This window comes from Flavobacteriales bacterium, assembly GCA_025210295.1.
GTDB lineage: Bacteria > Bacteroidota > Bacteroidia > Flavobacteriales_D > Parvicellaceae > S010-51.
Genome location: JAOASC010000016.1, coordinates 391,888 through 407,953 on the forward strand (window position 1 = coordinate 391,888; position 16,066 = coordinate 407,953).

At 33.8% G+C, this 16,066-nt stretch carries 13 protein-coding genes; 8 read left to right on the plus strand and 5 right to left on the minus strand.

Annotation, left to right across the window (positions count from 1 at the left end; all coding sequences use genetic code 11):
* Positions 1–84 precede the first annotated feature (84 nt).
* From N4A35_04320 to acs, 8 genes are all read left to right on the plus strand, one after another.
* Positions 85–504 (plus strand): helix-turn-helix domain-containing protein, encoded by a 420-nt coding sequence (locus N4A35_04320; protein MCT4580621.1) that lies wholly within the window; start codon positions 85–87, stop codon positions 502–504.
* A 121-nt stretch (positions 505–625) separates the two neighbouring features.
* Positions 626–1,849: a hypothetical protein gene (locus tag N4A35_04325; GenBank protein ID MCT4580622.1), complete on the plus strand. Its 1,224-nt coding sequence runs from the start codon at positions 626–628 to the stop codon at positions 1,847–1,849.
* Positions 1,850–1,862: 13 nt separating this feature from the next.
* Entirely contained in the window at positions 1,863–2,126 is a 264-nt protein-coding gene (locus tag N4A35_04330; GenBank protein ID MCT4580623.1) for a DUF4212 domain-containing protein, read from the plus strand.
* A 65-nt stretch (positions 2,127–2,191) separates the two neighbouring features.
* Positions 2,192–3,970: a cation acetate symporter gene (locus tag N4A35_04335; protein ID MCT4580624.1), complete on the plus strand. Its 1,779-nt coding sequence runs from the start codon at positions 2,192–2,194 to the stop codon at positions 3,968–3,970.
* Between the two features lie 235 nt (positions 3,971–4,205).
* Entirely contained in the window at positions 4,206–6,896 is a 2,691-nt protein-coding gene (locus tag N4A35_04340) for a sensor histidine kinase (GenBank protein MCT4580625.1), read from the plus strand.
* A 16-nt stretch (positions 6,897–6,912) separates the two neighbouring features.
* A complete protein-coding gene (locus N4A35_04345; GenBank protein ID MCT4580626.1) occupies positions 6,913–7,281 on the plus strand; it encodes a response regulator in 369 nt (122 codons plus the stop codon).
* Positions 7,282–7,492: 211 nt separating this feature from the next.
* Positions 7,493–9,388, plus strand: a complete 1,896-nt coding sequence (locus tag N4A35_04350; protein MCT4580627.1) for an acetate--CoA ligase — start codon at positions 7,493–7,495, stop codon at positions 9,386–9,388.
* An 11-nt stretch (positions 9,389–9,399) separates the two neighbouring features.
* A complete protein-coding gene (gene acs / locus N4A35_04355; GenBank protein ID MCT4580628.1) occupies positions 9,400–11,307 on the plus strand; it encodes an acetate--CoA ligase in 1,908 nt (635 codons plus the stop codon).
* A gap of 50 nt (positions 11,308–11,357) precedes the next feature.
* Here acs and N4A35_04360 read toward each other — a convergent pair whose 3' ends face one another.
* From N4A35_04360 to N4A35_04380, 5 genes are read right to left on the minus strand one after another with little or no spacing between them, the layout of a single operon-like run.
* On the minus strand, positions 11,358–12,095 hold the full coding sequence (locus tag N4A35_04360; GenBank protein ID MCT4580629.1) for a class I SAM-dependent methyltransferase: 738 nt from the start codon (positions 12,093–12,095) through the stop codon (positions 11,358–11,360).
* Positions 12,092–13,462: a B12-binding domain-containing radical SAM protein gene (locus N4A35_04365; GenBank protein ID MCT4580630.1), complete on the minus strand. Its 1,371-nt coding sequence runs from the start codon at positions 13,460–13,462 to the stop codon at positions 12,092–12,094. Before N4A35_04365 ends, N4A35_04360 begins: the two co-directional genes overlap by 4 nt.
* A gap of 1 nt (position 13,463) precedes the next feature.
* Positions 13,464–14,243 (minus strand): methyltransferase domain-containing protein, encoded by a 780-nt coding sequence (locus tag N4A35_04370; GenBank protein MCT4580631.1) that lies wholly within the window; start codon positions 14,241–14,243, stop codon positions 13,464–13,466.
* Complete coding sequence (locus N4A35_04375) at positions 14,244–15,656, minus strand: B12-binding domain-containing radical SAM protein (GenBank protein MCT4580632.1); 1,413 nt, start codon at positions 15,654–15,656, stop codon at positions 14,244–14,246.
* Positions 15,653–16,063 (minus strand): hypothetical protein, encoded by a 411-nt coding sequence (locus tag N4A35_04380; GenBank protein MCT4580633.1) that lies wholly within the window; start codon positions 16,061–16,063, stop codon positions 15,653–15,655. Before N4A35_04380 ends, N4A35_04375 begins: the two co-directional genes overlap by 4 nt.
* Positions 16,064–16,066 lie beyond the last annotated feature (3 nt).

The window sequence follows — 16,066 nt, forward strand, 5'->3', positions numbered from 1 at the left end:
AAAGTTATTTAAAAACATATTGAAAACTTGAATCATTAGTTTATTAATTTGCTAATTTGATATATTTATGCTAATTTCATATACATGAAGATAAATAACTGCCCAAACTGTAATTCTACTCACTTTGTGAAAAGCGGTGTAATCAACAATAGACAACGTTATAAATGTAAAACATGCAACTATAATTTTACCGTAAACAAGTTAGGTAAAAAAATTGACGAATACTATATCACTAAGGCACTACAGTTATATTTAGAAGGTTTAACTTATCGTGAAATAGAGCGAATATTGGGGATCTCTCATGTAACCATTTTAAACTGGGTTAAAAAGTATAACATCAAAAGACTTGATAATAATAAATACCATCCAACTTATAAAATTCTCAACAGCAAAGAACTAGGAATATACTTTGCTAACTCAGAAAACATAAAAGGTTCTGGAGTTATTGTAACAGAGCTTGGAGACAAGTATATGGTGATTAAATGGGAGCGATTCAAAACCTAAATATATATATTATTAACAGTTATATATATTAAATTATTGTAAACAGAATATTCTTTTCAAATTAGTGTTGTGCTTAAGAGCATGATTATCAGATGATTTAACCTATTAAAAAATCTTTCTAATGAAAAGGATATTGCTAATATTAAGTGTTGTTTTTATTCATCAAACAACAAGTGTTGCACAAGGATCACCTGATTATACGGGCGGCCTTAAAGTTCCATTAAATGAAGATGGATCTAAATATTTTAGATTTATTTCATGGGCACAAGTGCAAGCCAATTACAAAGACAATCTACCAACAACTGCTTCTCCAGTTAATTTAAATTTAAGAAGAGCGAGAATGTTAATGTTCTCACAAATAAATAAGAACTTTCTTATTCTCACACATTTTGGGTTAAACAGTTTAAATAGCGGAACCTTGAGTCCAACAGGAAAAGGTTCTGGCTCTCAACTGTTTTTCCATGATGTTTGGGCTCAATATAACCTTAATAAAAATCATGTTATAGGAGGCGGATTACATTATTTTAATGGTATTTCAAGACTTAATAACCAAAGTACATTAAACATGATGACATTGGACAACAATCGTCAATCGTGGTCTACCATAGGTTTAACCGATCAATTCGCAAGGCATTTGGGTATTTTTGGGAAAGGTAGTATTGGTAATCTTCAATACAGAGTTGCTATTAATGATGCGATAACAAATGGACTTGACGCCAGAACACCAACTTATGGAGAAGGTGCTGTATACGGAGGGAAAAGGCTATTGGGTTCTAAAAAAGCTGGATATGCTTATGCTGGTTACTTTGAATATCAATTCTTAGATCAAGAATCTAATTTTTTACCTTTCAAAGTCGGCACTTATTTAGGCAGTAAAAAAGTATTCAACCTAGGTGCAGGATTTTTTCTACACCCTAATGGCTCTGTTATAGCAACCGATACCATAGGAAACATAGCAGGACAAAACATTAACCTTATCGCTGTTGATGCTTTTTATGAAGCTCCAATAGGATCGAAAGGTGGTGCACTTTCTGCTTACGCAACGTATCAAATAAACGATTATGGAAGTGATTATTTATATAGCGCTTATGGAACAGGGGCAATGATTTACGGCCATATTGGTTATTTATTAAACGGTGAGAAAACCAAAACAAGGTTTCAACCTTATGTTTCTTTTGCTAGCAATAGCTATACGGCTTCTTCCGACAATTTAAACAATATTGGGATTGGAATCAACGCCTATATGAGTGGGCATAATTCTAAACTATCATTAGAGTACAAAAGTTCAACACAAGGTGTCATACAAACCAATAATGTAACCTTACAAGCAATGATTTATTTATAAAAAACACAGCACTATGATTGATGTAGAGAAAAAAAGAGCAAGAGAATACTGGCGAGAAAACTTAAAATATCTAGTAATACTGTTATTCGTATGGTTTTTAGTATCATTTGGATTTGGAATTCTTTTTAAAGAAAGTATAGATGTTATAAAACTAGGTGGATTTAAATTAGGCTTCTGGTTTGCCCAACAAGGCTCCATCTATGTCTTTGTTATCCTCATTTTTGTCTACATAAGGCTAATGAATAAGCTAGATAAAAAATATGGATACGATGATTAACCCTATTTATAATTTTTATTTATGGTATAAATAAAAATCTATTTAACAACAAAAAAATAAGCATTATGAGCATACAAGTTTGGACATGGATATTAGTAGGAGTTACTTTCTCCTTATATTTTGGAATAGCAATTTGGGCCAGAGCAGGTTCAACGAAAGATTTTTACGTAGCAGGTGGGGGTGTATCGCCTTTGGCAAATGGGATGGCTACGGCAGCAGATTGGATGAGTGCAGCGTCATTTATTTCTATGGCGGGGATTATATCTTTTGCTGGATATGACGGTTCAGTCTATTTAATGGGCTGGACTGGAGGATACGTCCTCCTGGCCCTTTTGCTTGCTCCTTATTTACGAAAATTCGGAAAATTTACTGTCCCAGATTTTATTGGAGACAGGTACTACTCTAACATTGCACGAACAGTTGCTGTTATTTGTGCTCTATTAGTTTCTTTTACATATGTAGCTGGTCAAATGCGTGGTGTAGGAATTGTTTTTTCACAGTTCTTACAAGTAGATATAACGGTAGGAGTCATCATTGGAATGACGGTCGTTTTAGTGTTTGCTTTTTTGGGAGGTATGAAAGGTATTACTTATACCCAAGTAGCTCAGTTTTGTGTTTTAATTTTTGCATTTATGGTTCCCGCCATCTTTATCTCCATGCAAATGACCGGTTATGCTATTCCTCAATTAGGAATGGGTGCTACAGTAGAAGACGGTACTTTTTTACTAGACAAACTTGATAATTTACATACTGACTTGGGTTTTAAAGAATATACACAAGGTTCTAAATCAACTTGGGATGTCTTTGCCATCACGATGGCATTGATGGTTGGTACAGCTGGGTTACCACATGTAATCGTTCGTTTTTTTACAGTACCAAAGGTAAAAGATGCAAGAAAATCAGCAGGTTTAGCTTTGCTTTTTATCGCTATACTTTATACTTCTGCTCCAGCAGTTTCTGTTTTTGCTAGAACAAACCTAATCGAAACTGTAAGCGATAAAAATTATACTGAAATGCCAGAATGGTTTACCAAATGGGAAGATACCGGTTTAATTGCTTGGTCAGATAAAAACGGCGATGGTAAGATTCAATACGTAAATGGAAAAGCACTTTCTTCAAAGAAACCTGAATATACAGAAAAAAGAGGGATACATGGAGAACGCGTAATCTCTAATGCCAATAGCGAAAGTAATAATGAACTGTATGTTGATAGAGACATTATGGTGTTAGCTAATCCTGAAATTGCCAATCTTCCTAACTGGGTTATTGCGCTAGTTGCTGCAGGTGGTTTAGCAGCAGCATTATCTACAGCTGCAGGATTACTATTGGTGATATCTACTTCTATATCACATGATTTAATTAAAAAACAAATTAAACCAAATATCTCAGAAAAAGGAGAGTTAATGGCCGCAAGAATTAGTATATTAGTTGCTATAATTGTTGCTGGATTATTTGGAATTTACCCTCCTGGTTTTGTAGCAGCAGTAGTAGCACTAGCATTTGGTTTAGCAGCTGCATCAATTTTCCCAGCGATTACATTAGGGATTTTTGACAAAAGAATGAATAAGGAAGGGGCTATTGCGGGGATGGTTGTAGGAATAAGCTTAATGCTTTTTTATATGATCAGATATAAAACTGGTTTAATCGGAGTTTTTGACCCTAGACCTGCTTCTGAATGGTGGTTTGGAACCTCACCAGAAGGATTTGGAACCATAGCAATGATCGTCAATATAGTCGTTTCTATAATCGTATCAAGGCTAACTCCTCCTCCTCCAAAAGAGGTAAAAGAAATCGTAGAAAATATCCGAGTACCAAGTGGTGCAGGAGAAGCAATTGATCATTAATCAAACAATATATATCCAGTAGCTAAAACTACTGGATATACGTATAATATGAAAAAAAGACACGAACAAAAATTAATCATTCTTTCGGTAGTCCTAGTAACATTACTAGGACTGCCTTTGATATTGATTTTTGATTCAGACGGGGCTGTCTTTGGTATACCGACATTTTATTTTTCGATATTCGTGCTTTGGGCTTTAACAATTATTATATCCTATGTTGTTTTAAAAAGACATTATGAGTAATATTAGCCTTATCATTGTTATTGTCTGCTATTTGGCTCTTTTGTTTTTTATTGCATTTATAGCTGAGAAAAACGCTCGTTCTAAGTGGGTAAACAATCCTTACACCTATACTTTATCCCTAGCGGTCTATTGTTCTGCATGGACCTATTATGGAAGTGTTGGTGTTGCTGCAAATTCTGGCGTAGGCTTTTTACCAATTTATTTGGGCCCTGTGATTGCATTTCCACTATGGATTGTTGTCATGCGTAAAATCATTCGAATCTCAAAGCAACAAAAAGTCTCTTCTTTAGCCGACTTTATCTCTTTAAGGTATGGTAACAGTCGTTTTTTAGGCGCATTAATTACTATTGTTTGCTTATTTGCAACCATACCATATATTTCTTTACAACTAAAAGCTTTATCAGAATCCTACAGTATCCTGACCAACCAAACGATCAATGTCAAAAGCTCTATTGTTGATGATGCAACTTTTTACATCGCAGTATTACTAGCCATTTTTGCCGCTTTTTATAGTACTCAAAAAACAGATGCATCAGTCAAACATAAAGGGATTATTGTCTCTACAGCATTTGAATCAATTTTAAAATTGGTCTTTTTTCTAATAGTAGGTATTTATGTCACCTATTTTTTATTTGATGGTACTGAGGACATTTATTCTAGAATTAAAGATCATACTAATTTTAAACAGTTAACTTCTATTGGAGGTTTTGAGGGAGCTTTTGATTGGTTTTTTACAATAGCACTTTCTTTTATTGCTATTTTTTTACTACCAAGACAGTTTCAAGTATCTGTTATAGAAAATACTAGAGAAAAACATTTAAAAAAAGCTATTTGGTTATTCCCATTGTATCTACTTCTTTTTAATGTTTTTGTAATCTTCATTGCTTGGGGAGGTTTACTAACGTTTGCCCCATCAGTAAACTCAGATTATTACACTCTACTATTACCGTTCCATAATGGTGAAATATTTTTAGCATTAATGGTCTTTTTAGGTGGTTTTTCAGCGGTAATATCTATGGTTATTGTTTCTACAATGGCCCTAGCAACAATGGTGAGTAATAACCTTATTATTCCTTATGGTTTTTTAGATTATTTTATAAAGGGAAAGTCTGAAAGAAATGCGACTTCTATCAAAAATATTCGGAGAATTGCGATCTTCTTAATTATTATCGCTGCATACGGTTTTTATATTCTCTTTTCTAAACAACTTTCCCTCTACTCTATTGGGTTAATTTCTTTTGTTATTATTGCTCAACTTGCCCCTTCTTTTTTCTTTGGATTATATTGGAACAGAGGCTCATCAATTGGAGCTACGGTTGGAATTATTGTAGGCTTAATCGTAACTGCCTATACCCTGATTATTCCTAATTCAATCTTAGCCTACGGCACTGCATCAAGTTTTATTGAAAATGGTCTGTTAAACATTACTTCTTTAAAACCTTTTGCTTTATTTGGTCTGGATTTTTTATCGCCTTCCTCACATGCTTTTATCTGGAGTTTAGCATTGAATACCATTACATTTTTGGTAATATCTGTGCTGTTCAAAGGAAATTATAGAGAGCGAAACTATGCTGAAATGTTTGTTGAAAATAAAAAATATACTGTTTTAGATGATAATGCACTCGTTTGGAAAGGAGAAGCTTATGTAGAAGATATCAAAAATGTATTAATTAAATTCTTAGGAACAAAAAAAACAGAAAGGGCTTTAAATCTATTTTTTCTCAAATACGATCTTCCAAAAGATACTCAAATGGCCGATGCCAGATTAATCAACTTTTCCGAAAAGCTTTTAACTGGTAGTATTGGAAATGCCTCAGCTAAAATTTTAATCTCTGGTGTTGTAAAAGAAGAAGAAATTAGTCTCATTGAAGTATTAAAAATACTGGAAGAATCAAAAGAGAATATTGTTCAAAATAAAGTCTTAAAAGTTAAATCTGATGAACTAACTGAGCTTACAGCACAATTACAAAAAGCCAATGAAGACTTATTACTTAAAGACAAACAAAAAGATGAATTCTTGGATACTGTAGCTCATGAATTAAAAACACCTTTAACGGGAATTAGAGCTTCTATCGAACTCTTAAAAGAAGATGACGGAGAAATGCCTGAAGAGTTAAAACGTCAATTTCTGACAAACGTCTTAAACGACTCAGAGCGTTTATCAAGATTAATTCACAATATTCTTGATTTTGAAAAACTAGCGAATGGAAGAGAAACAATTCAGTTAGCAGAACATGACTTTAATACAACTTTAAAAAAAGTTCTCAATAGCTTTGCTTCTATCGCTTCAGAAAAAGGAATTAATATCCATTTAAAAACAACCGCCCCCTTACTGGCTAATTATGATGAAGATCGAATTATACAAGTTATTACGAATTTAATAACAAATTCAATAAAGTTTTGTGAAAAAGATAAAGGACAAATTAATATTTCATATATTGAAGAACAAGAGCATTTAAAATTCATTATTGATGATAATGGAAAAGGTGTTCCTAAAGAAGATATGGATTCAATTTTTGAAAAATTTTATCAATCAAAAAATCAAAATACTATAAAACCTATAGGTAGTGGATTAGGCTTAGCAATATGTAAACACATTATAGCCATTCACAAAGGTGAAATTTGGTTAGAAAAACAACATAAAAACGGAGCAATGTTTGTTTTTAAAATCCCAATGCACTGAATAAAAAGGACGATATATGACAAAAAAAATTTTAATCGTAGATGATGAACCGAATATAGTAATGGCGCTTGAATATTCTTTAAAGAAACAAGGTTATGAAGTATTCATTGCACGAGATGGAGAGGAGGCTATTGATATTTTGGAATATTCGGCTCCAGATGTAGTTGTATTGGATATTATGATGCCTAATGTAGATGGCTATCAAACGATAAAATGGATTAAAAACAATAAAGCTCTAGCAAATACTAAAGTGGTATTTCTATCGGCAAAAAATAAAAACTCTGATATAGAAAAAGGGCTAGAATTGGGCGCTGACAAGTACCTCACTAAACCTTTTTCTGTAAAAAAAGTAATTACTGAGATCAATGAATTAATAGCAATATGAAATTAAAACTAGGCCCATTAACATCCGATATTATCATTGTAATTTACGCTGTAGTTACCTTATACTTCAGGTTTAAATTAGAAAATGAATCGAATATCAGCACTCTTAATTCTCTGGTAATAGGAGTTAGTTTTGTTCTGATTATATGGGTTTTAATTAAATTAAAAATTTTAAACCCTAGTTGGTTTGGTTTATTTAAAAACAAAGGAAAATGAATTATTTAAACACCTACAACAAGAGTATTCAGCACCCAGAACAGTTTTGGAAAGATCAATCCAACATCATTGATTGGTTTAAAGCTCCAACAAACATCTTATCTACCGATGAAGATAACTATCCTCAATGGTATACGGACGGCTTGCTAAACATGAGCTATTTATGCCTTGATAAACACATCATTGACGGTTATGGAGACCAAAATGCTATTATTTATGACTCACCTGTTACTGGTGTCCAACAAGCCATCACTTTTAATACATTAAAAACTCAAGTAAGTCAACTAGCTAGTGGTTTAAAATCATTGGGGTTGGAAAAAGGAGATACTGCAATTATTTATATGCCTATGATTCCTGAAGCCATCGTTTCAATGTTGGCCTGTGCAAGAATTGGTGTCATCCATTCAGTTGTATTTGGTGGATTTGCAGCACATGAGTTGGCTATAAGAATTGACGATTGCAAACCTAAAGTTATTTTAACTGCTTCAAATGGTATTGAAATTCAAAAAATTATTTCTTATAAACCAATAGTAGATGATGCTATAGCAACTGCCAACCATTCTCCTCAAAATGTAATAATTTATGACCGTAAACAAGGCGTTAAAATCCCTCAAAAGACTTACGACATCAATTATGAAAAATTAATTAATTCAGCTGAAGAAATTGAAGCCATTCCAGTTCCTTCCACTCACCCACTCTATATTTTATATACTTCTGGGACAACTGGAAAACCTAAAGGAATTATTAGAGATACTGGAGGTTATGCAACAGCTCTAAAAATGTCGATGAAACAAATATATGGCGTAAATGAAGGGGATGTATTTTGGGCAGCTAGTGATGTTGGTTGGGTTGTAGGTCATAGTTATATCGTCTATGGTCCATTGTTGAATCGTAACACCACCATCCTATTTGAAGGAAAACCTATCAAAACTCCTGATGCTTCTACATTTTGGAGAGTGATTAGTGAACATAAAGTAAAAACAATGTTTACCGCACCAACAGCTATCAGAGCGATAAGAAAAGAAGATCCCAAAGGAACACTCCTAAAAAAATATGATTTAAGCAGTCTTAAATACCAGTTTTTGGCTGGGGAACGCTGTGATGCTTCGACTTTAAAATGGACTGAAGAGCAACTAAAGATACCAGTAATAGATCATTGGTGGCAAACAGAATCTGGCTGGCCAATGATCGCCAATATGGCTGGCACAGAGCTATTACCTGTAAAACCTGGTTCTGCGTCTCTTCCAGTTTGGGGATATGCTATTGATATTTTGAATCATGAGGGGGAAACTGTACCTCCAAACACAGAAGGATATGTTGCGATCAAACTTCCATTACCACCAGGATGTTTGCTAAATATTTGGGGAAATAAAGAACGATTTAAGAATGGTTATCTGAACCAATTTGAAGGTTACTATTTTTCAGGTGATGGAGGTTATAAAGATGAAGATGACTATATTTTTATCACTGGGCGTGTGGATGACATTATCAATGTAGCTGGACACCGTTTATCTACAGCAGAAATGGAAGAAATTGTTGCTTCACACCAAGCTGTTGCCGAATGTGCTGTATTTGGGATTTCTTGCGATTTAAAAGGCCAAAAACCTATGGGCTTAATTGTCCTAAAGTCTAATTCTAACCTAAACATTGAAGACATTAAAAAGGAGATTATCTTAAAAGTAAGACAAGAAATTGGACCTGTAGCCTCTTTTAAGGATGTTCTAATTGTCAAACGCTTACCGAAAACAAGGTCAGGAAAAATATTAAGAAAACTATTAAGAAATATTGCTGATACAAATGATTATAAGACACCCTCTACTATTGATGATGTCAATATTATTAATGAAATTGAATCAGTTTATCATAACAATAAAATTGGAAAGTATAATTAAAACCTATAACTATGAGCAATTACCACATCAAAGGATTGGAAGAATATTTTAACGTTTACCGTAAATCCGTTAGATACCCTGAAAAGTTTTGGGAAGAAATCGCTGAAGAACATTTTGTTTGGCGAAAGAAATGGGATCATGTATTAAGTTGGGATTTTGAAAAACCTGAAATTAAATGGTTTGAAGGAGCTCAATTAAATATTACAGAAAACTGTATAGACCGTCATTTATTAACTAATGCTAATAAAACAGCTATTATTTTTGAGCCAAACGATCCAAAAGAAGCTGCTGAACACATTAGTTATGGTGAACTTTCGAAACGTGTCAATGCTTTTGCTAACGTTTTAAAGGCTCAAGGAATACAAAAAGGCGATCGTGTTTGTATTTATTTACCAATGATTCCAGAACTTGCTATCTCGGTATTAGCATGTGCTAGAATTGGAGCTGTACACTCCGTCGTTTTTGCTGGTTTTTCTTCATCAGCCTTAGCTACGAGAATCAACGATAGTTCTTGTAAAATGGTGATTACTTCTGATGGTTCTTATCGTGGTGCTAAAACCATTGATTTAAAAGGTATTGTCGACGAAGCGCTAAACGATTGTACAACTGTTGAATCTGTTTTAGTGGCCAAAAGAATTCATTCGGATATTGCCATGCAAGAAGGTAGAGATCAATGGTTACAACCTTTACTAGATGATGCTTCTACTGTATGTGAAGCCGAAACGATGAATGCAGAAGACCCTTTATTTATTCTCTATACATCTGGATCAACAGGAATGCCTAAAGGTATGGTACATACTACTGCTGGATATATGGTTGGAACAGCCTTTACCTTTAAAAATGTATTCCAATATCGCAACGATGATGTTTATTGGTGTACTGCTGATATTGGATGGATTACTGGACATAGTTATATTGTTTATGGTCCGTTAGCAAATGGAGCGACAACTTTAATGTTTGAGGGAGTACCTAGTTATCCTGATTTTGGGAGGTTTTGGGAAGTTGTTGAAAAACATAAAGTCAACCAATTTTACACCGCTCCTACTGCAATAAGAGCTTTAGCTAAAGAAAACTTAGATTTCGTTGAAAAATATGATTTATCTTCTTTAAAAGTTTTAGGATCGGTAGGTGAACCTATTAATGAAGAAGCTTGGCACTGGTATAACGATAATGTTGGAAAAAAGAAGAGTCCTATTGTTGATACTTGGTGGCAAACTGAAACTGGCGGGATAATGATTTCTCCTATCCCATTTGCTACACCAACCAAACCTACTTATGCAACTTTGCCGTTACCTGGAATCCAACCTGCTCTAATGGATGAAAATGGAAGTGAAATAAAAGGCAATCAAGTAGATGGTCGTTTATGTATAAAATTCCCGTGGCCATCTATGGCAAGAACAATTTGGGGAAATCACCAACGTTATAAAGAAACTTATTTCTCAGCTTTTGAAAATAAATACTTTACTGGTGATGGAGCTCTAAGAGATGAAGTTGGGTATTATAGAATTACAGGTCGTGTAGATGATGTTATCATCGTTTCTGGACATAACTTAGGAACAGCACCTATCGAAGATGCAGTGAATGAACATCCTGCTGTAGCAGAATCTGCCATTGTTGGTTTCCCACATGATATCAAAGGGAATGCCTTATACGGTTATGTAATCTTAAAAGAAACTGGTGAAGGACGTAAACATGAAAATCTTCGCAAAGAGATTAATCAAATCATTACAGAACATATAGGACCAATAGCAAAATTGGATAAAATTCAATTTACTGTAGGGCTACCAAAAACGCGTTCTGGTAAAATTATGCGTCGAATTTTACGAAAAATTGCTGGTAAAGATACTAGTAACTTAGGTGATACCTCTACATTATTAAATCCTGAAGTTGTTGAAGAAATAATGAAAGGAGCTTTATAAAAAGCCTAAAAAGAAAGCGTGTTTGTTAAACACGCTTTCTTTTTTTATTGTTATTCTCCACTTTTCCATGTATACCATCCAAAAGGAGAATCTTTTCTGTTCATTATCTTTTGTAGCATATTTTTTGGAGGAACATATAACCTCTCCCATCCATTTAAATCATCTAGTTGATGATGATAATAATATTTTTCCATCTCTGGAAAACCTAGTTGTTTGTAATAAGTTGCCGTTCTTTGTTGTGCTGCTCGACTTTCTTCTAAAGTAGAATAAAAAGGGCTATCCAAAATATGTATTTCTCCTCTAGCACTTAAAAGGCTTTTCAAACGTTGAAACAACAATGTTAAATCAGGAAAATATTGGACAGCAGCATTGAGCACAATTAAATCAAACTTTTCTTCAAACTCTGCATAAAAAAGATCTCCATAAGCAAAAGTTAACCTTGAATCTAAAAACACTCTTCTCCCCTGCTCTAGTTCTTCTTTATTGATATCTAACCCTATTATTTTTCCATCTATATTTTGGGCTATAATATTCGTAAACCAACCATTTCCACAACCTATATCCAATACATTCTTATACGACTTTTGTTTTAAGTAATTTACAAAACGTTGTCTTGTTTTTTGTCTTAACTTCCATTCAAGATATTGAGAATGATCGGTAGCAACATCAGGTAATATTGCTACTACTTCGTCAGCATACACACGATTTTCTTTTGCTCTTACCGCTAAATAATTACTTTCAAAAGTATTTTCAAAAGGTGTTAAGTAAATAATTTCCCTCTTTTTCATTTGTTTAATAACATGCCTACATGCGCCAATTGAGCCTTTGCCTTATGCTTCAATTTTTCTGTAGGACTTTTTGTTTTTAATTCAGCATTCACCTCATTAACGATATAACGTACTGCATAATCATAAAACTTCCGCGAATAAGTCCGTTTGAATTCAATATCTCTATCGGTTGTTGTTTCCCAATCTAATTCATGGATAATAGCCTGTTCTATTTCATTGTATAAATCAGTCCCAACTATTGGGTAGGCTACTGTTATGGTAAAATTATCGGGTTGAGCAGCCTTTAAATAACGAGTTGTCGTATAGATATCCTCTAGTGTTTCTGTTGGATATCCTACCATAATAAATGTTCCTGACTGTATTCCATAGGCTTTGGTTTTTAGCATCATCTCTCGAACTAAATTAATATCTACCCTCCGATCCATTTGATCAATAATGCGCTGGGAACCACTTTCTGCACCTATCCAAATTTTACTACATCCCATTTCTGCTAACTGCTTTAATACTTCATCAGTTAAGCGTTCTGCACGTGTAATACATTCAAAAGAAATCTTAATCCCACGTTTTAAAAACTCTTGATGCAAACTAGCGATCCATTTATGGCTGACTGTAAACACATCATCAACAAACCATAAGGAATCAGGATTATAGGTTTCAATTAAATACGCGACTTCATCGGCAACTAATTCTGGAGATCGTCTTCTATAACTTTGTCCATAAACTGCTGTACTGCACCACTTGCAAGTATAGGGACATCCTCTTTGTGTGGATATCGATATGGTACTTTGTCCATGGTATTTTTTCCATACCTCAAGGTAGGCATTCAAGTCTATTCCTTCTCGATCAGGAAATGGTAACTCGTTAATATTTTTTATTTTAACTCGTGCTGTATTTTTTACAGCTGCACCTTTATTTGTATACGCTATTCCTGCTATTTCTAGGTATGGTTCATTCCTTTTTATAGCTGTTACCAATTCAAATAGTGTTTCTTCCCCTTCTCCTATTACAATAAAATCAGCTCCTGCTTTGAGGTACCTCTTGTAATTATATGTAACGTCTGGACCTCCCAAAATAATTTTAGTTTGTTCTAAAACAGCTTCTTTGCGAATTGCTTTCATTAACCGAATGACATTTAATTTTGTCATGAGATTGGTATAGATAGCCACTGCATTGGGTTGTTTATCCTTTATTTCACTAAGCAGTGTATCAAAATCTGAAAATGTTGTATCAAACAACCCTACATCAAGTGCTCTATCTTTTAAAAACTTTGAAAGATAGAGTATTCCTAAAGGAGGGTATGGACGCATAATACCTTGCTCCTTTTCATCTTCTACAATGAAATAGCCATGTGTTAAAAGTACATCCATGTTATAACTTCTCTAAACAAATAAAAAAATGGTCTGAAAGAGCAGCCAATTTATTAAATTTTAGCAAACTTTTATCCAATTTTATCAGTTTTTGAATGCTTTTAGGCTTATTTTTAAACCAATTATCCAAATAAGATGGAGGTACACAGAATCCTACTGGTGCTAATTTGACAAGGCGAAACCCCTCACTATTTCGTTGAATAAACTGTGGGGAGTAATAGTATGTTCTAATTTGTTTATCTTCTACCTGGGCTAATGCACCTTCTTTCTTTCTTCTTCTAAAAGCTTCTCCAAACTTCAGCTTGGAAGAAAAATAAAATGACTCCCATAAACAGACAGAAGGCATGATAACCAATATTAATTTCCCACCTTCATTTAGGCTATTATGTGCATTAATAATAAATTGTTTAACCTCTTCCTCTCCTAAACAGTTTAAGCCTCCAAAATTTGAAAAAATAACATCAAATTTTTGTCCCAATTTTTCTAATAAATTAATCGCTAAAACGGTGGACTCGATATTGAGGAATCCTTGTGTCTTCTTTTGGGTTACTTGAACCATTTGAGGAGAAATATCTGTGGCTAAAACTTTAGCTCCTTTTTGAGCGAGATAAACAGCATCCTCTCCCGTACCACAATTCAATTCTAAAATAGATAAATTATTCCAATCACTTATACACTCATTCAACAGTTGGTAAACAACAGTTCTTTGTGCTCTTCCTACTGTAGTATTAGTAAAAGTAGCATCATATTCTTTGGCGATATGATCAAATTCAGCTTCCATTTATACTCGGTTGCTCAACTGTTTAAGTTTGTATTTATAATACTGAATAATTGGCGCATAATAGAGTTGTTTTCCTATCGCCTTTCGTTCTTTTGCTTGCTCGTTTCTAAAGACTTTATGTACATAGCGATGTAATGTTTTGTAATACGCTTGGTTAAAGGTATTGGAAAACATTAGTGCTAAATCATCTGAATCTTCCCAATTGGCTTTTTGTCCTAATTCAGAACTTACCATATCATAAAACTTTGTTCCTGGTAAAGGATAGGAAACACTCACTCCAATATCATCTGGCATACAGCGTAAAAGCATGTCTATCGTCTCTTCTACCTCTTCTTTGGTTTCTCCTAAATAACCAAATTGTAAGAAAAATGCTACCCGAACACCTTTACTTTGTAACAATTGAGTGGCTTTTTCTATTTGTTCAATTGTTGTTCCTTTATCCATGGCATCTAAAATCCGTTGAGAACCACTTTCGGCACCAATCCAAACTTCTTTTAATCCTGAGGATACCAAGGCATCAATATTATCTTCTTTTAATAATAAATCAGCTCTACTTTGTATTTTATAGGTAATGGCTAAATCTTCTTGTTTTAAATATTGATCAAACTCTTGAACCCAATTGGGTTTTAATCCAAAAATATCGTCACACATCCAAAAATTAGTTACGCCAAATTGCGCTTTTAGTAATTTGATTTCCTCTACTACTCTCTTAGGACTCCTAGAATTATAACGATTTCCATAAATAGGTTTGGCGCACCAATTACATTGGTATGGACAGCCTCTTGTAGTTGCTATATTTAGAGCATAAGCATTTCCTTTTGCTTTCCACACTTTTTTATAGGCGTCAATATCAACCAAATCCCAAGCTGGTTGTGGTAAAATATCTAAATCTCTAATAACTGCTCTACGTCCTGTATTAATGATTTCTCCTTCATTTTGAAAACAAATTCCTTTTACCTCATTGATAACCTCATTATTTTGAAACTTTTGAATCGTTTCTAATAAAGAAAGTTCTCCCTCCCCCAATAAAACCACATCGGCGCCATTTTCGATATATTGCTGAAAATGATCTGTAGAATCTGAACTCGATACAATCACCTTACATTGGTATTTTTTTGCAATCTGAAGCATTTTAAATGCAGCTTCCCGCATATTGGTGAGGCACATTTTGGTCAAATAGTTAAACCCATCATCGTATAAAACAAAATATTCTGGCTGCTCTTTTTGAATAATCGTTTCTATGGCTTCTGGTCCAGTTTTCAAACACACATCAAACAAGCTTACCTCAAATCCATTTTCTCGTAAATAACTAGCTGCAAATATCGTCCCCAAAGGCGGATAAGGCATCCCTGTATTCCATTGTTTCGGATCCAGTTGATAATAATAACTATGACTCAATAATACCTTACTCATTTCCAGTACGAAATTCTATTATTTTTTAATTCCTCCAATGCTTTCTTCCCCTCCTGAACCTTAGTCCTGTTTTGGAAAAATATTGTTATTGCAAAAACAATTACACCATATTTTAACACATACCAACCTTTTAGCTTAGCATAGATATAAGTAACTAAAACTATTGAAACCGCTACAATAAAAAAAACTAAACCAAAATATTGAGTTGTTTTAGCAAATTTGATTTCGGAGTTGATTTTCTTTGTCGCTTTTAGTTCTTTTTCAAATGCCATCACAAAAGTATCCATATCCTCTACACCTAGCCCTTCCTCTTTAAGATCTTGAATGAGCTCTTCTTTTGGTAATTTAAACTTTTTGAGATACTTCTGTATCAATTGATCTATAATATAATCTACATCTTTCTTCATAAA

What these genes read in the sequence shown, in the direction of transcription:
- N4A35_04345 (MCT4580626.1), top strand. Translation starts at nt 6,913, where the DNA reads ATGACAAAAAAAATTTTAATCGTAGATGATGAACCGAATATAGTAATG.
- N4A35_04365 (MCT4580630.1), bottom strand. Translation starts at nt 13,462, where the DNA reads ATGGATGTACTTTTAACACATGGCTATTTCATTGTAGAAGATGAAAAG.
- N4A35_04325 (MCT4580622.1), top strand. Translation starts at nt 626, where the DNA reads ATGAAAAGGATATTGCTAATATTAAGTGTTGTTTTTATTCATCAAACA.
- N4A35_04375 (MCT4580632.1), bottom strand. Translation starts at nt 15,656, where the DNA reads ATGAGTAAGGTATTATTGAGTCATAGTTATTATTATCAACTGGATCCG.
- N4A35_04350 (MCT4580627.1), top strand. Translation starts at nt 7,493, where the DNA reads ATGAATTATTTAAACACCTACAACAAGAGTATTCAGCACCCAGAACAG.
- N4A35_04340 (MCT4580625.1), top strand. Translation starts at nt 4,206, where the DNA reads ATGAGTAATATTAGCCTTATCATTGTTATTGTCTGCTATTTGGCTCTT.
- N4A35_04330 (MCT4580623.1), top strand. Translation starts at nt 1,863, where the DNA reads ATGATTGATGTAGAGAAAAAAAGAGCAAGAGAATACTGGCGAGAAAAC.
- N4A35_04370 (MCT4580631.1), bottom strand. Translation starts at nt 14,243, where the DNA reads ATGGAAGCTGAATTTGATCATATCGCCAAAGAATATGATGCTACTTTT.
- N4A35_04360 (MCT4580629.1), bottom strand. Translation starts at nt 12,095, where the DNA reads ATGAAAAAGAGGGAAATTATTTACTTAACACCTTTTGAAAATACTTTT.
- acs (MCT4580628.1), top strand. Translation starts at nt 9,400, where the DNA reads ATGAGCAATTACCACATCAAAGGATTGGAAGAATATTTTAACGTTTAC.
- N4A35_04335 (MCT4580624.1), top strand. Translation starts at nt 2,192, where the DNA reads ATGAGCATACAAGTTTGGACATGGATATTAGTAGGAGTTACTTTCTCC.
- N4A35_04320 (MCT4580621.1), top strand. Translation starts at nt 85, where the DNA reads ATGAAGATAAATAACTGCCCAAACTGTAATTCTACTCACTTTGTGAAA.
- N4A35_04380 (MCT4580633.1), bottom strand. Translation starts at nt 16,063, where the DNA reads ATGAAGAAAGATGTAGATTATATTATAGATCAATTGATACAGAAGTAT.